Annotated in this window: 24 protein-coding genes and 1 tRNA gene; 20 read left to right on the top strand and 5 right to left on the bottom strand. The window is 63.4% G+C overall.

From position 1 onward, the window contains the following. Positions 1-154: 154 nt before the first annotated feature. The gene (locus AC3WVQ_RS17245) at positions 155-316 is read right to left on the bottom strand and encodes a hypothetical protein (RefSeq protein ID WP_090295460.1); all 162 of its coding nucleotides are present in this window, start codon (positions 314-316) and stop codon (positions 155-157) included. 241 nt (positions 317-557) lie between these two features. Here AC3WVQ_RS17245 and AC3WVQ_RS17250 point away from each other — a divergent pair, with 241 nt between their 5' ends. From AC3WVQ_RS17250 to AC3WVQ_RS17275, 6 genes are all read left to right on the top strand, one after another. After that, a complete protein-coding gene (locus tag AC3WVQ_RS17250; RefSeq protein WP_034803102.1) occupies positions 558-1,061 on the top strand; it encodes a hypothetical protein in 504 nt (167 codons plus the stop codon). Positions 1,062-1,208: 147 nt separating this feature from the next. Beyond that, positions 1,209-2,354: a PspA/IM30 family protein gene (locus tag AC3WVQ_RS17255; protein ID WP_244546727.1), complete on the top strand. Its 1,146-nt coding sequence runs from the start codon at positions 1,209-1,211 to the stop codon at positions 2,352-2,354. 5 nt (positions 2,355-2,359) lie between these two features. Continuing rightward, the gene (locus tag AC3WVQ_RS17260) at positions 2,360-2,989 is read left to right on the top strand and encodes an OB-fold-containig protein (RefSeq protein WP_090295287.1); all 630 of its coding nucleotides are present in this window, start codon (positions 2,360-2,362) and stop codon (positions 2,987-2,989) included. Between the two features lie 32 nt (positions 2,990-3,021). Beyond that, positions 3,022-4,698, top strand: coding sequence for a flotillin family protein (locus AC3WVQ_RS17265; protein ID WP_060611126.1), 1,677 nt, complete (start codon positions 3,022-3,024; stop codon positions 4,696-4,698). Between the two features lie 430 nt (positions 4,699-5,128). Then, positions 5,129-6,235 carry a DUF937 domain-containing protein gene (locus AC3WVQ_RS17270; protein WP_492382876.1) on the top strand — a complete coding sequence of 369 codons (1,107 nt, stop codon included), beginning with the start codon at positions 5,129-5,131 and terminating at the stop codon, positions 6,233-6,235. A 92-nt stretch (positions 6,236-6,327) separates the two neighbouring features. Beyond that, a complete protein-coding gene (locus tag AC3WVQ_RS17275; RefSeq protein ID WP_090295283.1) occupies positions 6,328-6,825 on the top strand; it encodes a hypothetical protein in 498 nt (165 codons plus the stop codon). Between the two features lie 332 nt (positions 6,826-7,157). Here the strand turns inward: AC3WVQ_RS17275 and AC3WVQ_RS17280 are convergent. Then, positions 7,158-7,247, bottom strand: a tRNA-Ser gene (locus AC3WVQ_RS17280). A 295-nt stretch (positions 7,248-7,542) separates the two neighbouring features. On the opposite strand from AC3WVQ_RS17280, the gene rplU reads away from it, so the two are divergent. From rplU to AC3WVQ_RS17300, 4 genes are all read left to right on the top strand, one after another. Further along, positions 7,543-7,917, top strand: a complete 375-nt coding sequence (rplU, locus tag AC3WVQ_RS17285; protein ID WP_034802644.1) for a 50S ribosomal protein L21 — start codon at positions 7,543-7,545, stop codon at positions 7,915-7,917. Positions 7,918-7,950: 33 nt separating this feature from the next. After that, complete coding sequence (gene rpmA / locus AC3WVQ_RS17290) at positions 7,951-8,220, top strand: 50S ribosomal protein L27 (protein ID WP_034802646.1); 270 nt, start codon at positions 7,951-7,953, stop codon at positions 8,218-8,220. A 126-nt stretch (positions 8,221-8,346) separates the two neighbouring features. Next, positions 8,347-8,979 (top strand): GNAT family N-acetyltransferase, encoded by a 633-nt coding sequence (locus AC3WVQ_RS17295; RefSeq protein ID WP_034802649.1) that lies wholly within the window; start codon positions 8,347-8,349, stop codon positions 8,977-8,979. Beyond that, positions 8,976-9,560 carry a GNAT family N-acetyltransferase gene (locus tag AC3WVQ_RS17300; protein WP_060586506.1) on the top strand — a complete coding sequence of 195 codons (585 nt, stop codon included), beginning with the start codon at positions 8,976-8,978 and terminating at the stop codon, positions 9,558-9,560. Before AC3WVQ_RS17295 ends, AC3WVQ_RS17300 begins: the two co-directional genes overlap by 4 nt. A gap of 42 nt (positions 9,561-9,602) precedes the next feature. On the opposite strand, the gene AC3WVQ_RS17305 is transcribed toward AC3WVQ_RS17300, so the two are convergent. Continuing rightward, positions 9,603-10,463, bottom strand: coding sequence for an endonuclease/exonuclease/phosphatase family protein (locus AC3WVQ_RS17305; RefSeq protein ID WP_110818901.1), 861 nt, complete (start codon positions 10,461-10,463; stop codon positions 9,603-9,605). Positions 10,464-10,598: 135 nt separating this feature from the next. Here AC3WVQ_RS17305 and obgE point away from each other — a divergent pair, with 135 nt between their 5' ends. From obgE to AC3WVQ_RS17355, 10 genes are all read left to right on the top strand, one after another. After that, positions 10,599-11,621, top strand: a complete 1,023-nt coding sequence (gene obgE, locus AC3WVQ_RS17310) for a GTPase ObgE (RefSeq protein ID WP_090295280.1) — start codon at positions 10,599-10,601, stop codon at positions 11,619-11,621. A gap of 1 nt (position 11,622) precedes the next feature. Then, positions 11,623-12,792, top strand: coding sequence for a glutamate 5-kinase (proB, locus tag AC3WVQ_RS17315; protein WP_492382877.1), 1,170 nt, complete (start codon positions 11,623-11,625; stop codon positions 12,790-12,792). Then, positions 12,785-14,068 carry a glutamate-5-semialdehyde dehydrogenase gene (locus tag AC3WVQ_RS17320; RefSeq protein ID WP_492382878.1) on the top strand — a complete coding sequence of 428 codons (1,284 nt, stop codon included), beginning with the start codon at positions 12,785-12,787 and terminating at the stop codon, positions 14,066-14,068. The genes proB and AC3WVQ_RS17320 overlap by 8 nt, the downstream gene beginning before the upstream one ends. Before the next feature lie 16 nt (positions 14,069-14,084). Then, positions 14,085-14,693: a nicotinate-nucleotide adenylyltransferase gene (locus AC3WVQ_RS17325; protein ID WP_089044395.1), complete on the top strand. Its 609-nt coding sequence runs from the start codon at positions 14,085-14,087 to the stop codon at positions 14,691-14,693. A gap of 102 nt (positions 14,694-14,795) precedes the next feature. Further along, entirely contained in the window at positions 14,796-15,227 is a 432-nt protein-coding gene (gene rsfS / locus AC3WVQ_RS17330; RefSeq protein WP_034802667.1) for a ribosome silencing factor, read from the top strand. 263 nt (positions 15,228-15,490) lie between these two features. After that, a complete protein-coding gene (gene rlmH / locus AC3WVQ_RS17335; RefSeq protein WP_060521428.1) occupies positions 15,491-15,973 on the top strand; it encodes a 23S rRNA (pseudouridine(1915)-N(3))-methyltransferase RlmH in 483 nt (160 codons plus the stop codon). A gap of 159 nt (positions 15,974-16,132) precedes the next feature. After that, positions 16,133-17,527: a murein hydrolase activator EnvC family protein gene (locus AC3WVQ_RS17340; protein ID WP_090295278.1), complete on the top strand. Its 1,395-nt coding sequence runs from the start codon at positions 16,133-16,135 to the stop codon at positions 17,525-17,527. Next, positions 17,517-18,839, top strand: coding sequence for a S41 family peptidase (locus AC3WVQ_RS17345; RefSeq protein WP_034802677.1), 1,323 nt, complete (start codon positions 17,517-17,519; stop codon positions 18,837-18,839). The genes AC3WVQ_RS17340 and AC3WVQ_RS17345 overlap by 11 nt, the downstream gene beginning before the upstream one ends. A 244-nt stretch (positions 18,840-19,083) precedes the next feature. Next, the gene (locus AC3WVQ_RS17350; RefSeq protein WP_034802692.1) at positions 19,084-20,298 is read left to right on the top strand and encodes a divergent polysaccharide deacetylase family protein; all 1,215 of its coding nucleotides are present in this window, start codon (positions 19,084-19,086) and stop codon (positions 20,296-20,298) included. A gap of 52 nt (positions 20,299-20,350) precedes the next feature. Then, positions 20,351-20,872 carry an RNA pyrophosphohydrolase gene (locus tag AC3WVQ_RS17355; RefSeq protein ID WP_090295277.1) on the top strand — a complete coding sequence of 174 codons (522 nt, stop codon included), beginning with the start codon at positions 20,351-20,353 and terminating at the stop codon, positions 20,870-20,872. Between the two features lie 76 nt (positions 20,873-20,948). On the opposite strand, the gene bfr is transcribed toward AC3WVQ_RS17355, so the two are convergent. Together bfr and AC3WVQ_RS17365 are read right to left on the bottom strand one after the other, a co-directional pair. Continuing rightward, positions 20,949-21,440, bottom strand: coding sequence for a bacterioferritin (gene bfr, locus AC3WVQ_RS17360; protein WP_034802698.1), 492 nt, complete (start codon positions 21,438-21,440; stop codon positions 20,949-20,951). Beyond that, a complete protein-coding gene (locus tag AC3WVQ_RS17365; protein WP_034803108.1) occupies positions 21,406-21,717 on the bottom strand; it encodes a (2Fe-2S)-binding protein in 312 nt (103 codons plus the stop codon). Before AC3WVQ_RS17365 ends, bfr begins: the two co-directional genes overlap by 35 nt. Between the last annotated feature and the right edge of the window lie 94 nt (positions 21,718-21,811).

Raw genomic sequence — 21,811 nt, forward strand, 5'->3', positions numbered from 1 at the left:
CCTCCCCTAGCGCAAGCGATACGTGGCCGCGAACTCTCCCGACATCCGACGCGTCGCCGATTGGAACCCGGTCAGAACAGGACATCCCTGATTCGATTCGCAACCGATGGCGGATTACGTTCGAAAAATAGTTCGTGGAGGAGACGCGCTCCGCTCAATGCATCGTTTCGCCGGAGATCTCGTCACGGAGGATGCGGAAGGCATCTTCAAGCGCGGCGACCAAGACATCGGTCAGTTCGTCGCCGTCATTGTTCGCGAGATAGAGGGCAACCATCTTGTCGGATGGGTCGCGGTAATGCTCGATATCGTTTGACATATCATTGTCCTTCATTCGCCGTGTCACATCCCGGCCATTGAGGTGACTATAGGCGAAGGGACTTGCGTAAAGCTGGATGCATGACATCAGGCGAAGGGCACAGCACGCAGCGTCGCGTTATTCTCCATGCGCTCCCTAACGGGGTCGACCGACAAAGGATAGAGGATAGCGACCTATTTCGCTCGCGCCGGGCGCACGAGCACGCTAGAGCATGTCGCCGACGAACGACGCGGGAATGAGCATGTCGAAGAAAACCAAGAGCGACGAAACCGCGGACGTGCAGCGCCTGAAACTCGATTTTCCCGACATCCATGCGGATCTGATCGCCGGCCGCATCCCGTCGCTGCGCAAGGCGCTTATCGCGGCAGGGCTTAAGGACGAGCGCACGCGCCTCGACAAGCTCAAGAATTCCTGGACCAAGGCAAGCCCCACCGAGCGTGAAACGTTCCTCAAGTGGCTGAGCAGCAATGGCGGCCCGGACGGGCTTGCCCCACACGCTCATATCGATCCGCCGCTCGCAGCGCCCCCCGCGATTGCCAGCGGTCGCTACCTGCTCCCCGAAACGATCGCCGAAATCCGCACGATCATGAATCGCCGCCGGATGCGGGCGAACGACATCATGGCCGAGATGGGATTTGCCGGCGACGACCTGTCCCTCACCCGCGCCCTGTCCAAGGGCGCAAGCCTGCGGCTCTCGGTGATTGCCGCGCTGGAAACCTGGTTGCGCAACAACGCGGCGGAGTGAACCCGCCGGACATCGTCCGCTTTCAACGCGCCCCTCTTCCGCCCGCTGCAACCCGCATTGCCGGCGCGCGACCGTTGCGCGCGTTCAGCAGAAGAAAATTGCAACTTAAACCTGAGCCAATCCTTGAAAGCACGAAAGTGGTGCTTTATGTTATTGCTCATGGCTCAGGGCAACCACACGTCGATCTTGTACTACGATCTCGCGCCGGACGCGGAGGCCAGACGTGCGCTGGAAGAAACCTTCGTTGCCTACGGCGACATGCTGGCGATGCTCGATGAACTCGCCGGCGAAAAGGCGGGCGCCAATCTCGTAACGTTGCATGAACTTGCCTACGAAACGGTCCGGGAGCGCACCGGGCTTCCGGCGCGCATGGTCACGCTTGGACTGCGTGACTTCGCGGCAAACCGCGGACAGCAGGCCAATGCCGAAAGGCTGCCGCTGGACGACAAGCTTTTCGCAATCAAGGGACCGTCGGATCTGACCGTCGCCACCGTGCGTGGTCGCGTCGCGATCCCATACGACGTCGCCGGCTATTCGCCGGGCACTCTGAATATCTTCGCCGCCCAGCTCGTTGCACAGAAAGGCGGCTATCAGATCCACATTGGCGTCACCACGCATTCCGACCGAACGGAGAAGAAAATGATGACGAATGAAGGCATCCTATCCCGTATGGGCCGCTTGATCGCCGGTCTCGCCAATGCCGCCGTCGACAAGGCGGAAGGCAGCAACAAGATCGTGATCGTCGAACAGGCGCTCCGCGAAATCGACGCGGCCGCCGAAGAGGCCCGGGTCGATATCGGCCAGGCACGCGCCGAGGAGTATCGCATCCTCAGCCGCCGCGACGAAATCGGGGCCGATCTCGAAAAGCTGGACGAAAAGATCAGCACCGCCATCTCTGCCGCCCGGGAAGACCTTGCCAAGGCCGGCGTCGCCCGCCAGATCGACCTGGAATCGCAGCTGGCCGCGCTGGACAAGGCGCTCGCCGGCGCCCGCACCGATCTCGAAGAGGGCCAGCAGGCGCTGCAGGCGGTGCTTGCCACCCGCCGCGAGGCCGAGGCGCGGCTCGCCGATCTCAAGCGCAGCATCGCCCAGTTCCCCGAGAGCAAGGTTTCGGGCCTGGCGAAGCCCAGCCCGGTGGACGGTGCCGCCCGCGCCGCTGCCGCCGTCTCCCGCGCCACGGGCGTACCGGGCGGAGAACACGGCAACAGCGCCGAGCTGGACGAACTCGACCGCCTGCATCGCGATCGGGCGATCGAGGCGAGACTGGCCGCACTCAAGGCAAAGCAGCACTGACGCCGATGCTGTTCTTCCTCGCCCCGGAATCCCTACCCTTCGCGGTTGCGGCGGTGATGTTGGCCGCCTTCACCGGCATCGAGCTCCTCTGCCTGCTGCTCGGCTTCTCACTGGGCGAGGCGATCGACAAGGCCTGGCTGGACGACCACAGCGCATTGGGCGGGCTGATGTCCTGGTTCAATGTCGGCGGCGTACCGCTGCTCGTGCTGCTGATGCTTTTCCTCGGCCTCTTCGCGATGATCGGTTTTGTCATCCAGGCGGTGGCCGGGGCCCTGTGGGCGCCGCTGCCTGCCCTTGTCGCGGCGCTACCGGCACTCGCCGTCTCGCTGCCCGCAGTTCGGATGTCGACCCGATGGGTGGCAAAGATCGTGCCGCGTGACGAAAGCTATGCCGTCGATCTCGGCGATTTCGTCGGCCGCAGCGGCGAAGTCACCGTCGGCCCACTGGACCAGGGCCTGCCGGGACGCATCCGCCTCAAGGATCGCCACGGCAACTGGCATGTGCTGCGCGCGCGCGCCGCCCGCAACGAGCAACCGATCGCCATCGGCGCGCAGGTGCTCGTCGTCGACCGCGTTTCCAACATTTTCATTGCGATATCGGCGCCGGCAGAGCTGCTGACGCCGCCCAATCCTTAAAATTCCACGTCTTAAAGTCTCACGGAGCAACCATGTTTTATGAACTCTTGGTGCCGGCCGGCATCGGCATCGTCCTGATCCTCGGCATCGGCTTTGTTCTTGCATCGCTCTATACCCGCTCGAGCCGCGACGAAGCCTATGTGCGCACGGGCCTTGGCGGCCAGAAGGTGGTCCTCGACGGCGGCTCCATCGTGCTGCCGATCTTCCACTCGATCGCCCGCGTCAACCTGAAGACGCTGCGCCTTGAAGTCCGTCGTGGCGAAGGCGACGCGCTGATCACCAAGGACCGCATGCGCGTCGATATCGGCGCGGAATTCTATGTGCGCGTGAAGCCCGACGCTTCCTCGATCGCGCTTGCAGCCCAGACACTCGGCGACCGTACCAACGATGCCGAACAGCTGCGCGTGCTGATCGAGGCCAAGTTCGTAGACGGTCTGCGCTCGGTCGCCGCCACCATGAGCCTCGACGCGCTGCAGGAACAGCGCATGGATTTCGTCAAGGCGGTGCAGGAAGCGGTCGGCGCCGACCTGCAGTCGAACGGTCTCGAACTCGAATCCGTTTCGCTGACCCGTCTCGACCAGACGGATATCAAGCACTTCAACGCCAACAACTTCTTCGACGCGCATGGTCTTGCGGCGCTGACCCGCATTACCGAGGGCCGCAAGAAGGAGCGCAACGAGATCGTGCGCGATACCGAAGTCGCGATCGCCCAGAAGGATCTGGAAGCCCGCCAGCAATCGCTGACGATCGAGCGCACCAAGCGCGAGGCGGAGCTGAACCAGGAACGCGACATCGCCAACAAGTCGGCCGCCACCCGCGCCGAAACCGCGCAGCAGGAACAGGCGGCCAAGCGCGCCGAGGAAGAAGCTCGCATCGCCGCCGAGCAGGCGATCGCCGAACGCGAGGCGCTTGCCAAGCAGGCGCGTGAAAGCGCCAACATCGACGCCACCCGCGCCGTGCAGCAGCGCGACACGGAAGCCCGCCGCGACCTGCAGATCGTTTCGCAGGAAAGCGCCATCGCGGTTGCCAACAAGAGCCGGGAAGAGTCCGAGGCGAAGGCCCAGGCTGAAACCGCCCGTGCGCTCGCCATTGCCGCGGAAGAAAAGGTGGAAACCGCAAAGGCCGTGGAAATCGCTGAACGCGAACGCCAGATCGCCGTCATCGACGCCCGCAAGAACGCCGAAACCGAAGCGACCGCCGTGACCGTCGGCGCCGAAGCCGAAAAGCAGGCGGCCCTCGACCAGGCCGATGCGATCAAGACGCTGGCCACCGCCGAGGCCGACGCCGCGATCATCAAGGCGAAGGGCGTGCTCGAAACCGGCAAGGCCGCAGCCGAGAGCGAGGCGCTGCTCAACGAAGCCCGCAACAAGCTGAGCTCCGCCATCATTGAATTCGAGATCCTGCGCGAACGCATCCGCATCATTCCCGAAGCGCTGGCAGAAGCGGTCAAGCCGATCGAGAAGATCTCCGACATCCGCATCTTCGACACCGGCGGCATGCTCGGCCGCAACGGCGGCGGCGACGGTGCTGCAAACGGCATCGGCCTTGGCGACGGGTTGGCGGGCCAGCTCCTGTCCTACCAGGCCAACAAGCCGATCGTCGACCAACTGCTGAAGGAAGCCGGCTTCAACGGTGAAAATGCCATCTCGTCGCTGCTCGGCAACCTGCAGGCGGCACCGCCGCCGGCGGAGAAATCGCCGAAGAAGTAACGCGAAACCGACGGGATCCCTGGCCTCGCGGCCGGGGATCAGACTATGGGTGCGGGCATCAGGTCAGGCCGGCCCGCGCGTGACCGCAAGCATCCTGCGGCGCTGTCGTCGCGACCCTTAAACCGGCCCTGCGGCCGACGGTCCGCCTTCTTCCCTCCTGCCTCGGCTGCCGGGTCACGGGCCGCTCAACATGCTGGCGCACTAGCGCGCGTGTTCAATGCGCCACGTTCTGCCGTTTCCGCAAGTTGCCGAGAACTGGCCATTTACATCCACAAGTGCTAATATTTTTGGGCCGAAGGTTCCAGAGGAACCCGCCTCGCGGCCGACAATCAGATAAACGCGAATTGCTTGCAGCCAATTGCCGCGCCGTCGGACGACCGCTCCATGAGCGCCGTCGATGTCCGACGACATCAACGTGGAGGAAAAGCCAATGGCCAGCAATCTTGTTTCGTATATCGCGCAGATGCTTACCCCTGACATGATCGCACGCATCGCTTCGGCGCTCGGGCTCGACAGCAGCAAGGTGCAGGGCGCCGTCAGCGCCGCCATTCCCGCGGTGCTGGCGGGACTGACGGGTGTCGCCGCGCAACCGGGCGGGGCGCAGAAGATCGCCGATACCGCCAGTCAACAGGGCGGATCGCTCGACAGTCTCATCGGGATGCTTCAGGGAGGCGATCAGGCGACGCTTAGCCAGAACGGGTCACAGATCATTTCGTCAATCTTCGGGGCAAAGGACGGCAGTGCGCTTGCGAACGCCATCGGCGGGATCTCCGGCATGGACCCGCGGGCGAGCGGTTCGTTGCTGGCGACGCTTGCTCCCCTCGTGCTGGGTGGCCTTGCCCGGCAGAGCGGCGGCGATCTCAGAGCCAATGGCATCGCCGGACTGCTCGCGAGCCAGAAGGACAACATCGCGGCCGCCCTGCCCTCCGGCGCAAGAGAACTGCTTGGCGGAACAGGCTTGCTCGGCGGGCTCGGCGCTTCGGCACAGTCTGCCGCGGCCTCGGCGAGCCAGGTCGCCCGCAGCGCCGCGACAGCGGCTTCGTCCGTCGGTGGAGCCGGTCAGCGCGCAGCCGAGGCGGCGACGCCGTCCGGGTCGCGCAACTGGCTCTACTGGGTGATTGCCGTACTCGCGCTTGCAGCCGTGCTCTTCTATCTGTTCGGCAGACCGAGCGGAGAGGTCGCGCCACAGGCTGGTACGGCGGGGCAAAGCTTGACGGTCGGCGGGGTCGACATCGGCCGGCAGGTCCAGGACAGCATGGCGAGCCTGCAGACAACGCTGACCGGTGTCACGGACGCCGCCTCGGCCACGGCCGCCCTGCCGAAACTGGAGGAGATTTCAGCCGGGCTCGACAAAGTCACGGGCGCCACCGGGCAACTGTCTGCCGAACAGAAGGCAGCCCTTTCCGCGCTCGTCGGGCCGATGATGCCAACACTCAACGGGCTTTTCGACAAGGTGCTTGCGATACCCGGCGCTTCCGACATCGTGAAACCCGCAATCGATGCATTGAAGACCAAGCTCGCCTCACTGGCGACCTGAAGAACCAGCCCCAGCATGAGCTGCCGGCCCTGCATTCCGCACGGACCGTTGGCGATTGTCATCGACGAAACCGGATAGGAAGGAAGACGGCCATGGCCGACAAATCGACATTCACCCCGGAAGAATGGACGCTGCTCCTGGAGAGCGTGATGATGGCCGGCATTGCCGTGACGGCCGCGGAGCCGAGCGGCCTCTGGGGGATGATGAAGGAAGGCATCGCCAACAGCAGCGCACTTCTGCAGGCAAAAGCCGATGCCGCAGCAAGCCCGCTCGTCAAGGCGCTGGTCGCCGACTTCGAAACCTCGGAGGGCCGGACCGCCGCTCGCGATGGGCTGCAGACGAAACTCAAGGGTGCCAAGCCGGAGGACATGAAGGCCAGATGCATTGAAACGCTGAATCAGGCCCGGACACTCGTCGAGACCAAGGCGCAGGGTGATGTCGCAGCCTTCAGCACATGGCTATACCAGATCAGCCAGAAGGTGGCGGAAGCCGCCAAGGAAGGCGGCTTCCTGGGCTTCGGCGGCGTCGCTGTCAGCGATGCGGAGAAGGCCACCTTGTCGGAAATTTCCGCGGCGCTGAAAATCGCCTAGCGCAGCTGCGTTTCGCCGCGGAAGCACGAACGTGCCGTCAGCCCGGCCGCCGACGCCCTTGCCCGGTTCGCAACGGCATCGATGGCTATAGTTCGGCAAACCGCAATCGCTGGCGACAACGCCGCGACAGCGTTGTCAGATGGGTCACCCTTTGACGCGGCGCACGACCCGCGATCGCCATATCAGGGCTATCGAGCCTGCTGGCGATTTTGTTTCCTGGACGCCGAAGTCGAGTTGATAGAGACGCGCGTTTAAACAACGAACCCCGGAAGCTTCCGTGAACCGCCCTGGATCGGGCTGCTTCGCATAGCACATGGTGGTGAGATAGATTATGGCGGAGAGGGTGGGATTCGAACCCACGGTACGGTTGCCCGTACGCCGCATTTCGAGTGCGGTGCTTTCGACCACTCAGCCACCTCTCCGCTTTGCTGGTCGGCGCTTGTTCGGCGCGGTCGGGTTCATAGCGGCAGATTCGGGTGCTGGCAAGGGCCTTGTTTGAAGAATATGTAACGGCCTCGTTGCTTTCGCCTTGACACGCCTGTGCAAATCCTTGTAATCCGCGCAATGAAGTGGTGTGGCCTAGCTTCACCGCAGCGGGTGCGATTTGCGCCCATTCACCGGTGGATATCCGAAAAGGAGATCCACTCAACTGTCGACTGAGAAAAAGACGGCCTTGTCTTCGTGCAGAGAGCCGGATCGAACATGAAAGGATAAAAAATGTTCGCAGTCATCAAGACCGGCGGTAAGCAGTACCGCGTGGCCGCCAACGACGTCCTCACCATCGAAAAGCTGGAAGGCGTTGCAGGCGACAAGATCGAATTCACCGAGATCCTGATGGTCGGCGTTGGCGCCGATGCAACCATCGGTGCTCCGTTTGTCGAAGGCGCCGTTGTCAGCGCTGAAGTTGTTGAGCAGGGTCGCGCCAAGAAGGTCATCGCCTTCAAGAAGCGTCGCCGCCAGAACTCCAAGCGCTCGCGCGGTCACCGCCAGCACCAGACGACCGTCCGCATCCTGGACATCGCTGCTGCCGGTGGCAAAGCAAAGAAGGCTTCGAAGAAGTCTGAAGCTGCCGCTGAAGCCGCTGCAAACTGAGTTCAGGGATCTAAGGTTTAAAGGAGAACACCAATGGCACACAAAAAAGCTGGCGGTTCGTCGCGTAACGGTCGCGATTCTGAGTCCAAGCGCCTTGGCGTGAAGAAGTTCGGCGGCGAGAACGTCATTGCAGGCAACATTATCGTGCGCCAGCGCGGTACGAAGTGGCATCCGGGCGCCAATGTCGGCCTCGGTAAGGACCACACGATTTTTGCACTTACGGCCGGCAACGTGGACTTCCGTACGAAGGCCAATGGCCGCGTGTACGTGTCTGTAATGCCGAAAGCCGAAGCAGCGGAATAAGCCGGTAGCGCTCTAAAACAGCCGGCGTCTCATCGACCCGGCTGACGCACCTGATGGTTCCAAGCCAGACTTCAAAGGGGAGATGGGGCAATACCCAACTCCCCTTTTTCGTTTCTGGAGGAAACCATGCAAACCGAGTTGTTGAGGGAAGACCAATCCCGGTCTCCCGAGCAGAGGCTGAGGCCCCAACGGTCAAGGACCGATTGCCCGATATTGTTGTCACCCCGGCTCGTTCTGCGCGCGCCCCATGAAGACGATATCGACGCCCTTGCCCATCTTGCCAACAATGCCAATGTCGCGACCATGGTTTCGCGCATGCCGCACCCGTATACGACGGCCGATGCCGCCGACTTCGTGCGACGCGCGAAAGCCGGCACGATTGGCAAGTGCGTCTACGCGATTACCAAAGCGGACAATGGCGCATTTCTCGGTTGTTGCGGTATCGAGCCGCATCCCGATGGCAAGACGGCGGAGCTCGGCTATTGGCTGGGCGAGCCCTATTGGAACCAGGGCTATGCCACCGAGGCCGCCCAGGTCCTGACCGACATGGCCTTCCGCACCCGCGACATCGACCAGATCGATGCGCGCTGCCGGGTCATGAACTTGGCATCGCGCCGGGTCATCCAGAAGTGCGGTTTCCAGTTCCAGGGCAGCGGCATGGTCGGCAGCCTGGCGCTCGGCGGCTCGATCGCCGTCGAATGGTACCGACTCGACCGCAAGACCTGGGTCTCCTTGAGAAGCTGGGGAGGCATGCGATGAACGCGCTCGCTTCCGAACGCCAGCGGATCGTTGCCCGCCCCGGTCCCGGCCCCTGCCCGGTCATCGAGACCAAGCGCCTGGTCCTGCGCCCGCATCGGCGAAACGACGCCGAGGCGATCGCCCAGTCGCTCGGCGATTTCCAGGTGGCGCGCATGCTGGCGCGCGTTCCCGCGCCCTACGATCAGCAGGACGCGCTCGACTGGCTGACGGCGCAGACTTCAGGTTTGACGCCAGACTGGACCTTCGCCGTCACCACCGGTGACGACGTGCACATCGGCTGCGTCGGCATCGAGCTCCGCCACGGCCAATGGCATGTCGGCTACTGGCTGAACCGCTTCTACTGGGGCAAGGGCTTTGCCTCGGAGGCTGCCTATGCGGCGGTCGAGCGCTTCTTCCGCCGCATGCCCGAAACGACCCTGCATTCCGGCGTCTTTGCCGACAATCCGGGATCGCTGAAGGTGCAGGAGAAGATCGGCTTCCAGATCACCGGCTGCGCCCAGGTCTATGCGCTCGCGCGCAACGCCATGGTCGCCCATATCGAGACGCGGCTGACCGCCGCCGATCTGCGCCGACCGCACTAGAGAACATCCCCGCGAAGCTCGGGCTTCGCGGGGACTTTTTTGTCATGCGAGCGTGAAACCGACAGGCAGGTGGTCGGAACCCTTGGCCTCATAGTCGGTCCAGGCATCGATGAGACGAGACGCAAGGCCGGCGCTCAAGAAACAATAGTCGAGATGCATGCGTTTTTCGGGGTTTTCGGGATGGATCCAGCTATAGCTTTCAGGCGTCAGGCGGCCGAGATGGGCAAGCGCATCGACCGGATTCTCAAGCCGCAGCGAACGGCCGTAGAAGGCGTCGCGCGAGCCCGTCATCGCGCAGTATTCCGGCGTCTCCGGCTCCATGTTGAAATCGCCCATGACGATGAAGTCCTCCGGATGCGGCGGCTCGGCCATGCCGAAATCGGCCGCCCCGGTGATCGCGCCGCCTTCGAGCGGATAACCGAGCAGCCGGTCCTTGAGATAACGGATCTGGGCAATACGCTCGGCCGGCAGCACATGATCGAGATGCACGGAATAGACCCGGAGCGGACCGGCGGGCGTTGCGATCAGCGCTTCCGTCGCCCCGCGCTGCAGGTTCATCGGGCTGATCGTGCGGGTGCGCGGCAAGGGGATGAGCCGGGTTGCAAGGATCGGCCAGCGCGACAGGATCATGTTGCCGAACTGGAAGCGCCGGCTGACGGCGCGTCCATCCTCGATCGCCGAACCGATGTCGATGTCGCAAGGCGCGTGGAAGGCCGCGAAATGGCCAGGAAACAGCTTCTCGAAGCGGGTGACGAGATCGACATGGCCGTTGCGGTGGAAGCCGCGCGTCACTTCCTGAAGCGCGATGATGTCGGCGTCCCCGATCGAGGCGGCGATACGCTCGGGATCGAAGCGGCCGTCGAGGCCGATGCCGTATTGGATGTTGTAGCTAACGAACCGCACGATATTCTTTGACCTCCGAATAAACCGCCTATATCGATGGCGGCAAATTACAGCGCCGCGCATCCTTTAGGACCTGCAAAGGTCGCTGTAACACTTTCTAAGACCGCGCACTTACACCGAACAGATGGCAGCCCAATGAAATTTCTCGACGAAACGAAAGTCTATATCCGCTCCGGCGACGGTGGCGCAGGCGCCGTCTCGTTCCGGCGCGAGAAGTTCATCGAGTTCGGCGGACCGGACGGCGGCGACGGCGGCCGCGGCGGAGACGTCTGGGTGGAGGCCGTCAACGGCCTGAACACGCTCATCGACTTCCGTTACCAACAGCACTTCAAGGCCAAGACCGGCCAGCACGGCATGGGCCGCAACCGCACCGGCGCCGGCGGCGACGACGTGACGCTGAAGGTCCCGGTCGGCACCCAGATCTTCGAGGAAGACAACGAGACGCTGATCGTCGACATGGTCGCCGAGGGCCAGCGCTATCGGCTGGCCGCCGGCGGCAATGGCGGCTTCGGCAACGCCCGCTTCAAGTCCGCGACCAACCAGGCGCCGAACTGGGCCAACCCCGGTCTCGAGGGCGACGAGAAGACGCTCTGGCTGCGGCTGAAGCTGATCGCCGATGCCGGTCTCGTCGGTCTGCCGAACGCCGGCAAGTCGACCTTCCTTGCCGCCTGCACGCGCGCTCGCCCGAAGATCGCCAACTATCCGTTCACGACGCTGCATCCCAATCTCGGCGTCGCCACCATCGACGGCAACGAGTTCATTATCGCCGACATTCCCGGCCTGATCGAAGGTGCGCATGAAGGTGTGGGCATCGGCGACCGCTTCCTCGGCCATGTCGAGCGCACGCGCGTGCTGCTGCACCTCGTCTCCGCCCAGGAGGAAGATGTCGCCAAGGCCTATAAGACGGTCAGGCACGAGCTCGAAGCCTATGGCGGCGGGCTGGAAGACAAGCCGCAGATCGTCGCGCTGTCGCAGATCGACGTGCTCGACGAGGACGAGCTGAAGATAAAAGCCAAGGCGCTGGCCAAGGCCTGCGGCGAGCAGCCCCTGCTGCTCTCTGCCGCCGTCGGCAAGGGCATGACCGAAGCGCTGCGAGCGTTGCGCAGCGTCATCGTCGCCGCCAAGGCCGGTGAAGGCTATGGCGAGGAGAACCTCTGAGATGACCAAGACCCGCAAGCCGCTTTTGAAGTATCGCCGGGTCGTCATCAAGATCGGGTCGGCATTGCTGGTCGACCGCGCCACCGGGCTGAAGAAGGCCTGGCTTGACGCCATGTGCGCCGACATCGCCGGCCTGAAGGCCAAGGGCGTCGAAGTGCTGGTCGTCTCCTCGGGCGCGATCGCGCTCGGCCGTACCGTGCTCAACCTGCCGGCAGGTGCCCTGAAGCTCGAAGAGAGCCAGGCGGCCGCCGCCGTCGGCCAGATTGCGCTCGCGCGCGCCTGGTCGGAGAGCCTTTCGACCGATGCCATCGTCGCCGGACAGGTGCTGCTGACACTCGGCGACACGGAAGAGCGCCGCCGCTACCTCAACGCCCGCGCCACCATCAACCAGCTGCTGAAACTCGGCGCCGTGCCGATCATCAACGAGAATGATACGGTCGCGACCACAGAAATCCGCTATGGCGACAACGATCGCCTCGCCGCCCGTGTCGCCACTATGGTCGGCGCCGATTTGCTGGTGCTGCTCTCCGATATCGATGGGCTCTACACGGCCCCGCCGCATCTCGACCCGAACGCCCGCTTCCTCGAAACGATCGCCGAGATCACCCCTGAGATCGAGGCCATGGCCGGGGGTGCGGCATCCGAGCTTTCGCGCGGTGGCATGCGCACCAAGATCGATGCCGGCAAGATCGCCACGACCGCCGGCTGCGCCATGATCATCGCCTCAGGCAAGCCGAACCATCCGCTGGCGGCGATCGAGGACGGCGCCCGTTCGTCCTGGTTCGCACCATCAGGCTCGCCGGTGACCGCGCGCAAGACCTGGATTGCCGGGCAATTGCTACCGGCCGGAACGCTTGCCGTCGATGCCGGTGCCGAAGATGCGCTGCGCTCGGGCAAGAGCCTGCTGCCGGCCGGCGTCCGTGACGTGACGGGCAGCTTCAGCCGCGGTGACACCATCGCCATTCTCGGCACCTCCGGCCGGGAGATCGCCCGTGGTCTTGCCGGCTACGATGCCGACGAAGCCCGCCAGATCGCCGGCAAGAAATCGGCCGAGATCGCCGCGATCCTCGGCTATGCCGGCCGCGCCGCCATGGTGCACCGCGACGATATGGTGATGACCGGAAAACGCGCTGAGGCCGAGGGCAGCCGGAAGGATGAAGTCCATGCTTGACGAGGTGAAAAACAAGGGCGACGTCGAGACCGTCATGCTGGAGATCGGCCGCAACGCCAAGGCCGCCAGCCGACCGCTTGCCATCGCCAGCGCCGAACGCAAGCACGCCGCCCTGATCGCCATGGCCGATGCGATCGTCGCCCGCACGGACGAGATCCTCTCGGCCAATGCGATCGACCTTGAAAACGCCCGCGAAAGCGGCGTCGCCGCCTCTTTCATCGACCGCCTGACGCTGAGCGAAGGCCGCATCCGCGACATGGCAAACGGCATTCGCGCGATTGCCCAGTTCAAGGATCCGGTCGGTGACATCATTGCCGAATGGGACCGGCCGAACGGCCTGCACATCGAGCGCGTGCGTACGCCGCTCGGCGTCATTGGCGTCATCTATGAAAGCCGGCCGAACGTGACGGCTGATGCCGGCGCGCTGTGCCTCAAGGCCGGCAACGCCGTGATCCTGCGCGGCGGCTCCGACAGCTTCCATTCCTCCGGCGCGATCCATGCCTGCCTCGTCGAAGGGCTGAAGGCCGCCGGCCTGCCGGAACATGCGATCCAGATGGTGCCGGTCTCTGACCGCGCGGCCGTCGGCGCCATGCTCTCGGGTCTTGGCGGCACGATTGATGTGATTGTACCGCGCGGTGGCAAGAGCCTCGTTGCCCGGGTGCAGAACGAAGCGCGCGTGCCGGTCTTTGCCCATCTCGAAGGCCTCTGCCACATCTATGTCGATGCCTCTGCCGATCTAGCCATGGCGGAAAAGATCGTCGTCAACGCCAAGATGCGCCGCACCGGCATCTGCGGTGCTGCCGAAACACTGCTGATCGACCGCAACGACGCCGACCGACTGGTCAAGCCGCTGCTGAACGCCCTGCTGTCAGCGGGCTGCGAAGTACGCGTCTCCGACGAGCTCTCAGGCGCGGTCGACGGCCTGAAGGAAGCGACCGACGAGGATTGGGCAACGGAATATCTCGACGCCATCATCTCGGTGAAGCTGGTCGACGGGATCTCCGGTGCGATCGAGCACATCGGCACCTGGTCGTCGGCCCACACGGAGGCCGTCATCGCTGAGGATCCCGAGGTCGTCGAGCGTTTCTTCTCGGAGATCGATTCCGCGATCTTGCTGCATAACGCCTCGACCCAGTTTGCCGATGGCGGCGAATTCGGCATGGGCGGTGAAATCGGCATCGCCACGGGCAAGATGCATGCGCGCGGACCGGTCGGCGTCGAACAGCTGACCTCTTTCAAGTATCGGGTGCGTGGTGCTGGACAGGTCAGGCCCTGAGGTGACGGCAGGCAGGGTGAACGCCCGCTACCTGCGCATGCCCCATGTCGAAGCCGGCATGGTGGTGGGCCTCTTCGGCGGATCCTTCAACCCGCCGCATGAGGGCCATGTGCTCGTTGCCGACACGGCGATCCAACGGCTCGGGCTCGACCAGCTCTGGTGGATGGTGACCCCCGGCAATCCGCTGAAGGACCACAACAATCTGGCGCCGCTTGCCGACCGCATCGCCATGAGCGAAGCGATCGCGCACAACCCACGCATCAAGGTGACGGCCTTCGAAAAGGCGTTGGGGCAGAGCTATACCGCCCGCACGCTCGAAATCGTGCAGGCGCGAAACCGCGACATTCGCTTCGTCTGGATCATGGGCGCCGACAACCTGAAGAGCTTTCATCGCTGGCAGAACTGGCAGAAGATCGCCCGCACTTTCCCGATCGCCGTCATCGATCGGCCGGGCTCGACGCTCGCCTATCTCTCCTCACGCATGGCGAAAACCTTCGACTATGCTCGCATCGACGAGGACGACGCGCGGCGCCTCCCCTTCCACCGCGCGCCAGCCTGGACCTTCATCCATGGACCTCGCTCATCGATGAGTTCGACGGCGCTTCGCGCCGCCGGTGGAGTATGATTTCCAGGGATTCAGTTCTGCTGTCTTGAAACAGCTACGGTTTGATGCCTACATTCATGGACGGTTCGATCTTTGTTCGAATCGGAAGTGCCTGTTCTGTTCATGTGGAAAGGAAAGACCCTGACAACAGCACACGCCAAGGGATATGCGGTTACCGCATTCCCGCGCAGCACGGGATCTAGCGACGAAGCCGCTGTCCGTGCGCTTCAACTGGTCCTCGAGAGCCTAGAGGACTCGAAGGCAGAAGACATCGTCAGCATCAACATTGCCGGAAAGTCGGCGCTGGGAGACTTCATGGTCGTTGTCTCCGGGCGATCGAACAGGCATGTGATGGCCATTGCAGATCACCTGACGACCGACCTGAAAGACGGGGGCTTTGGCAATGCCCGTGTCGAAGGTCTGGAAGGCGGTGACTGGGTGCTGATCGACACCGGTGATGTGATCGTTCACATCTTCCGGCCGGAAATCCGGGAGTTCTACAACATCGAGAAGATGTGGGCGGCTCCCGAGATCGAGGACGGTACCTTGCATTGAGACCGACCGGGTCGCCGCGCAGCTGAATGCCGGACGAGCCGAGTTGCGGTCATGCATGAATGTGAAGGGCTGGCGCCGCCTTGGGCGGCGTTGTCAGCCGGATATTTGTTGCGACTGATCGTAACCTGCAGGCCCGTCAACCGGACAAGGCGCGCAACGACGCTGCAAGGCTCCAGGAACGCGGTATAAGATTCTCCTTGAATCGACCCGATTTCAGGAACTATGCAGTGCGCGTTGCAGCGCAAGCGAGGACGGACAAGGTCATGCGTATCGGACTTTTCGCAGTCGGCCGCCTCAAGGCGGGGCCGGAAAAGGATCTTGCGGCCCGTTATCTCGATCGCTTCTCCAAGGCCGGTCCGGCGATCGGGCTTGAGCTTTCCCGCGTCGTCGAAGTCAACGAAAGCCGTGCTTCGAACGCCGAGACGCGCAAGCGCGAGGAAGCCGCACAGCTCGAAAAGGCACTGGCCGAAGGCAGTCTGCTCGTGCTCTTGGACGAACGCGGCAAGGCGCTGGATTCGGAAGGCTTCTCATCGCTTCTCGGCACGTTCCGCGACAGCGGCAAGCGTGACCTGATGATCGCGATCGGTGGCGCCGATGGTCTCGATCCGAGCCTTCATGCCCGCGCCGATGCGGTGCTGAACCTTGGAAAGATGACCTGGCCGCACCAGCTCGTGCGCATCCTGATCGCCGAACAGCTCTACCGGGCCGTCACCATTCTCTCCGGCCACCCCTATCATCGGGTCTGAAGCGGCGGGGCTGCTTTTCGGGCAACCTCTCCCGGTACACGCGGCGATAACGAGAATATGCTTGGTCGTGCGCGCCAAATCAGATTAGGTTTTTTCCTCATATTTTCGGATGGACGCACGCAACGGATGACGCCCCGAGGCAGGACCAGCGTTTTCGGCATGGGAAGAGACGGCACAGGACGGCTTGCCCGTACTGCGGCGGCCTTTGCGCTTGCGCTTGCGATCGGCCTGCCGGCGAGCGCCCAGGAGGCCACGCCGCCCGCCGCCGCGACCGGTCAGGAGCAGGGCCCGCCCGACCCCGCCGCCGACCTCACGCTTCGCCGCAACAGTACGCGCAGCGAACTGGATGCGCTCTCCAAGACGATCACGCTTTCCCAGGAGCGCGCCAATGCGCTGACGGAAACCATTGCCGAAATCGACAAGACCAACGAGACGCTGCGCGCCGCAATCGTCGAGTCCGCAAAGAAACGCCAGGATCTCGAACAGCAGATCGTCGATGGCGAGAAGAAGCTGAGCGACCTTAGAAGCAAGGAAGACACGGTCCGTCGCTCGCTGCGCTCACGCCGGGGCGTGCTTGCCGAGGTGCTCGCCGCCCTGCAGCGGATGGGGCGCAACCCGCCGCCGGCGATCCTGGTGACGCCTGAGGATGCGCTCGGCTCCGTGCGCAGCGCCATTCTGCTTGGCGCCGTCGTGCCCGGCCTGCGCAAGGAAACCGAAAACCTCGTGGCCGACCTCAAGGCGCTCGCCGACATCCGCATCGGCATCGACCGGCAGCGCGAGGACCTGACTGCGGCAATGACCGCCAATGTCGAGGAAGAGCGCCGCATGTCGATGCTGGTTGCCGAAAAGGAAAAGCTGCGCCAGACGAGCGCCAGCGAACTTGCGGCCGAGCAGCGCAAGGCGCAGGAACTGGCCTCGCAGGCGACCAATCTCCAGGGCCTGATCGGCTCACTCGAGGACCAGATCTCCTCCGTTCGCGAGGCTGCCGAAGCGGCGCGCGCGCAGGAGGAAGAACGCCGTCGTATGAGCGAGGCAGAGCGCGAGGCGGCGCGGGAACTCGCCCGCAATGCGGTGCCTGACAAAAACCGCATTGCGCCCGCATATGTGTTTTCGGAGCTGAGGAACAAGCTTGCCTATCCGGCCGCGGGATCGCTGTTGCGCAAATTCGGCGATGCAGACGGCACGGGGCATTCCCTGCAAGGGATCATGTTGGAAACCAATCCCGGCGCGCTGGTGACTGCGCCGTCAGATGGCTGGATCGTCTATGCAGGCAATTTCCGCAGTTATGGGCAGATGATCATTCTCAACCCGGGCGACGGCTACCACGTCGTGCTTTCGGGGATGGAGAAGGTGAGCGTTCAGACTGGGCAGTTCGTCGTCGCCGGAGAACCGCTGGCGACGATGGGCGCAAAAAGAGTGGCGAGCGCTGCGGCCTTGGCGCTGGAAACGGACCGGCCGACGCTTTACATTGAATTCCGAAAAGACGGAAAACCGGTTGATTCCCGACCATGGTGGACCGCAGCAGAGGTTGGAAAGGCGCGAAATGATACGTAGGGCTTCACTTGTTCTGGTCGGGGCGCTGATGGGCGCGACCGCGATGGGCGTGGTTTATTCGGCTGTCGTTCCGGCCGTCGCTGCCAACACCTCGACCTATCGCGAACTGGCAATCTTCGGCGACGTGTTCGAACGCGTGCGGGCGCAATACGTGACGCCGCCGCAGGACGACAAGCTGATCGAGAACGCGATCAACGGCATGCTTTCCTCGCTCGACCCGCATTCGAGCTACATGAACTCGACCGATGCCGAGGACATGCGCACCCAGACGCGCGGTGAATTCGGCGGCCTCGGCATCGAAGTGACGATGGAAGACGACCTCGTCAAGGTCACGAGCCCGATCGACGACACACCTGCGGCCCGCGCCGGCGTGCTTGCCGGCGACTTCATTTCCAAGATCGACGGTGCGGATGTTCGCGGACTGAAGCTCGAAGACGCCGTCGAAAAGATGCGCGGCGCCATCGGCACCCCGATCAAGCTGACGATCCTGCGCAAGGGCGCGGACAAGCCGATCGAACTGACGATCGTCCGCGACGTCATCGCCGTTCGTGCGGTCAAGTTCCGCACCGAAGGCGACGTCGGCTACCTGCGCGTCATATCCTTCACTGAAAAGACCTATGACGACCTGAAGAAGGGCATCGAGAAGATCAAGGCGGAAGTGCCGGCCGACAAGCTGAAGGGCTACGTGCTCGACCTGCGCCTCAACCCGGGCGGTCTGCTCGACCAGGCGATCAACGTCTCCGACGCCTTCCTGGAACGTGGCGAAGTCGTTTCGACCCGCGGCCGCAACCCGGACGAGACCCGTCGCTTCAACGCCACGCCGGGCGATCTGACCGATGGCAAGCCGGTAGTCGTGCTGGTCAACGGCGGCTCGGCCTCCGCTTCGGAAATCGTCGCCGGCGCCCTGCAGGACCTGAAGCGCGCGACCGTGCTCGGCACGCGCTCCTTCGGCAAGGGTTCGGTCCAGACGATCATCCCGCTCGGCGAAGCCGGTGCGCTGCGTCTGACGACCGCGCTCTACTACACGCCGTCGGGCAAATCGATCCAGGGCACGGGCATCACGCCTGACATCAAGGTCGAACAGCCTCTGCCGCCGGAACTGCTCGGCAAGGTCGAGGCTCAGGGCGAGTCCGATCTGCGCGGCCACATCCAGGGCCAGAGCGAGACCGACGAAGGCTCCGGCTCGGTCGCCTATGTGCCGCCGGAAGCCAAGGACGACCTGCAGCTCAACTATGCGCTCGACCTTCTGCGCGGCAAGAAGACGGACCCGTCCTTCCCGGCGAGCCCCGAGCAGGCACAGTTGAAGAAATAAGCCTCACAGACACGAAACGAAGCGCCGCATGTTCACCCGAACATGCGGCGCTTCGCATTTGGCCCCATGACTGGGCCGGCCGATGCACTGGTCAAGCCTTCGCCACTAAATTATAGGGTTAGCAAGCGCTGCCGCGGCCACTGATTCTTCTAAGGCATACGGCGTGCGACGGGAGAGGATCGGCACGCGTCCTGGCGCCGGCCTCACTCTAGCGGCAACATCCCCAGCTCGACCGAGGCTCCGTTTGGGAACTGATCTCAATGCTCCGCTCGGCCAGAACCGGCGGGCCAAGCCAGTGTCGAAGCGCAATCCCCAGCGAACGCTCGGGTTTTCTCTTGCCGGCCTTTGCATCGCCGCGGTGATTGGCATTTCCGCCTGGAACACGCTTTCGCCAGACGGTTTGCGGCGTGATTCCGCATCGCCGGTCGTAACGGCCGAGAAAGCGAAGAGCCCAGGCGACAAGGCATCCAACCCGGCCAGCGGCCAGACGGGCGTCGGCTCCGGAACGATGGCACCGGGAACGGCCTATTCCGGCGCCGATGTCGAGCGCACGCTTACCGACGACGGCTCCACCGTCACGACGTTCTCGCCGCGCAGCCGCGACGGCAAGGGACCGGCCCTCATCAATGTCGGTCCGATCCGCGGCCAGGATCCGCGCATGGCGGCGATGCCCAATGACGACCTGCTGGAAGAAAGCCCCGCCGGACGCCTGCCGATCATCGGCCCCGACGGGCTGCGTCCGCTCGATCAATATGCGCGCCCCTGGTCGGGCGCGCGCGGCACACGCATCGCACTTGTCGTCGGCGGGCTCGGCCTCAGCCAGACGGGAACCCAGAAGGCGATCCGCGACCTGCCGGGCGAGGTGACGCTCGGCTTTGCCACGGCTGGAAACAGCCTGCAGCGCTGGATGCAGGAAGCGCGCCGCAGCGGCCACGAGATCCTGTTGCAGCTTCCGATGGAGCCGTTCGACTATCCGGCCAACGATCCGGGCCCCAATGCGCTGCGCGTCGGCCTCGGCGAAAAGAAGAACCTCGCGGAACTGCACCGCAACCTCGCCGAGATCACCAATTATACCGGCGTCATGAATTATCTTGGCGGCCGCTTCCTGTCCGATGCCGATGCGCTGGAGCCGGTCATGCGCGATCTCGGCAAGCGCGGCCTCCTGTTCCTCGACGATGGCACCTCGGCGCAGTCGCTGTCCGGCAAGCTTGCCGGCGCCTTCGACGTGCCGCACGGCTTTGCCGACCTGACGCTCGACAGCGAACTCAGCCGCAACGCGATCCTGAAGAAGCTTGATGAGCTCGAACGCATCGCGCGCCGCAACGGTACCGCCATTGGCGTCGCTTCTGCCTTCGACGAGAGCGTCGGCGCGATTGCCTCCTGGATCGGTGAAGCGCAGGGGCGCGGCATCGAGATCGTCGGCGTTTCCGCGCTCGTCAAGGATCCGCAACAGAACTAGCTTAAAGCCGTCCCCACGGGACCAATGAACGTTTGCACAGAAGAGGCAGCCGATGAGCAAGGACAAGAAACTGAAGGCGGATGACCTTCCCTATCGCCCCTGTGTCGGGGTGATGGTGCTGAACCGGGCGGGCCTCGTCTGGGCCGGTCATCGTATCGCCGTCGGCAATTCCGAATATGACGGCTCGCCACAGCAATGGCAGATGCCGCAGGGCGGCATTGACAAGGGAGAGGATCCGCTGAAGGCCGCCTATCGCGAGCTTTACGAAGAGACCGGCATGAGCACCGTCTCGCTGCTGGCCGAAGCGCCCGGCTGGATCAACTACGACCTGCCTGAACATCTGATCGGTATCGGCCTCAAGGGCAAGTATCGCGGCCAGACGCAGCGCTGGTATGCCTTCCGCTTTGAAGGCGAGGAAAACGAGATCGCCATCAACCCGCCGCCGGGCGGACACGAGCCGGAGTTCGACGCCTGGGAATGGAAGCCGATGCGCGACCTGCCGGAGCTGATCGTGCCGTTCAAGCGCAAGGTCTACGAGGAAGTGGTTGCGGCTTTCACGCATCTGGCGCCGTGAACCGGACCTGCCCGTTCCTGAAACGACAAAGGCCGGCGATATCGCCGGCCTTTATGTTTGCAAGCTTTTACCAGGCTCAGTCGGCTTCGGCCTCGTTGGCCGGAGCGGCATTGAGCTGGCCGTATTTCTCTTCGCCGATCTTGTCGAGCAGCTCGAGCTGGGTTTCGAGGAAGTCGATATGGCCTTCCTCGTCGGCAAGCAGCTCTTCGAAGAGCTTCATGGAGACGTAGTCTCCGGCGGCATGACAGATGTCGCGGGATTTCTTGTAGGCGGTGCGGGCGTCGTATTCGCCGGCGAGATCTGCCTTCAGCACTTCCTTTACGTTCTGGCCGATGCGCAGCGGCGCGACCGTCTGCAGGTTGGGATGGCCTTCAAGGAAGATGATGCGCGCGACGAGCTTGTCGGCATGTTGCATCTCCTCGATGGATTCGGCCCGCTCCTTCTTGGCGAGAAGCGTATAGCCCCAGTCTTCGAGGAGGCGGTAGTGCAGCCAATACTGGTTGACGGCACCGAGTTCGAGATAGAGCGCTTCGTTAAGCTGCTCGATGACTTTTTTGTCGCCTTTCAAGATCCGCCCTCCGGTTGTCGTCGTGGAATTGTCTGAGGCGGGTCATGAAATCAAATATCTCTGCGTCCGTCGAGTCGCGGTGCGCGTGATATTGCTCGGTGGTGCGGATGATGATGTCGACGACATTGGGGAAACAGCCGCAGCAACGGCCGCGTTTTTCCATCGCGTGGTAGACTTTCGCCGGCACGATCAGCTGCCAACAGTCCTCATCGAGGAGACCAATGATCGTGTCCTCGATCTCTTTTTCCGTGATGAAATTGCAGCTGCAAACCAGCATGTCGTCTCGCCTGTCGTACGCAACGCCCTGTATCAGCGCATAAAGCAAAACAGGACATTTAGTGTCAACTAAAAACTCCGCGAGCGGAAGTTGC

It is taken from the genome of Ensifer sp. EB106-05-01-XG146, from assembly GCF_058791875.1.

Excerpts from the sequence above, each read along its gene's own strand:
- AC3WVQ_RS17340 (WP_090295278.1), top strand. The coding sequence starts at position 16,133 with ATGGGAAGAGACGGCACAGGACGGCTTGCCCGTACTGCGGCGGCCTTT.
- AC3WVQ_RS17300 (WP_060586506.1), top strand. The coding sequence starts at position 8,976 with ATGAACGCGCTCGCTTCCGAACGCCAGCGGATCGTTGCCCGCCCCGGT.
- AC3WVQ_RS17265 (WP_060611126.1), top strand. The coding sequence starts at position 3,022 with ATGTTTTATGAACTCTTGGTGCCGGCCGGCATCGGCATCGTCCTGATC.
- AC3WVQ_RS17355 (WP_090295277.1), top strand. The coding sequence starts at position 20,351 with ATGAGCAAGGACAAGAAACTGAAGGCGGATGACCTTCCCTATCGCCCC.
- AC3WVQ_RS17320 (WP_492382878.1), top strand. The coding sequence starts at position 12,785 with ATGCTTGACGAGGTGAAAAACAAGGGCGACGTCGAGACCGTCATGCTG.
- rsfS (WP_034802667.1), top strand. The coding sequence starts at position 14,796 with ATGTGGAAAGGAAAGACCCTGACAACAGCACACGCCAAGGGATATGCG.
- rpmA (WP_034802646.1), top strand. The coding sequence starts at position 7,951 with ATGGCACACAAAAAAGCTGGCGGTTCGTCGCGTAACGGTCGCGATTCT.
- AC3WVQ_RS17255 (WP_244546727.1), top strand. The coding sequence starts at position 1,209 with ATGTTATTGCTCATGGCTCAGGGCAACCACACGTCGATCTTGTACTAC.
- proB (WP_492382877.1), top strand. The coding sequence starts at position 11,623 with ATGACCAAGACCCGCAAGCCGCTTTTGAAGTATCGCCGGGTCGTCATC.
- rplU (WP_034802644.1), top strand. The coding sequence starts at position 7,543 with ATGTTCGCAGTCATCAAGACCGGCGGTAAGCAGTACCGCGTGGCCGCC.
- AC3WVQ_RS17270 (WP_492382876.1), top strand. The coding sequence starts at position 5,129 with ATGGCCAGCAATCTTGTTTCGTATATCGCGCAGATGCTTACCCCTGAC.
- AC3WVQ_RS17275 (WP_090295283.1), top strand. The coding sequence starts at position 6,328 with ATGGCCGACAAATCGACATTCACCCCGGAAGAATGGACGCTGCTCCTG.
- AC3WVQ_RS17250 (WP_034803102.1), top strand. The coding sequence starts at position 558 with ATGTCGAAGAAAACCAAGAGCGACGAAACCGCGGACGTGCAGCGCCTG.
- rlmH (WP_060521428.1), top strand. The coding sequence starts at position 15,491 with ATGCGTATCGGACTTTTCGCAGTCGGCCGCCTCAAGGCGGGGCCGGAA.
- obgE (WP_090295280.1), top strand. The coding sequence starts at position 10,599 with ATGAAATTTCTCGACGAAACGAAAGTCTATATCCGCTCCGGCGACGGT.
- AC3WVQ_RS17345 (WP_034802677.1), top strand. The coding sequence starts at position 17,517 with ATGATACGTAGGGCTTCACTTGTTCTGGTCGGGGCGCTGATGGGCGCG.
- AC3WVQ_RS17260 (WP_090295287.1), top strand. The coding sequence starts at position 2,360 with ATGCTGTTCTTCCTCGCCCCGGAATCCCTACCCTTCGCGGTTGCGGCG.
- AC3WVQ_RS17245 (WP_090295460.1), bottom strand. The coding sequence starts at position 316 with ATGTCAAACGATATCGAGCATTACCGCGACCCATCCGACAAGATGGTT.
- AC3WVQ_RS17295 (WP_034802649.1), top strand. The coding sequence starts at position 8,347 with ATGCAAACCGAGTTGTTGAGGGAAGACCAATCCCGGTCTCCCGAGCAG.
- AC3WVQ_RS17365 (WP_034803108.1), bottom strand. The coding sequence starts at position 21,717 with ATGCTGGTTTGCAGCTGCAATTTCATCACGGAAAAAGAGATCGAGGAC.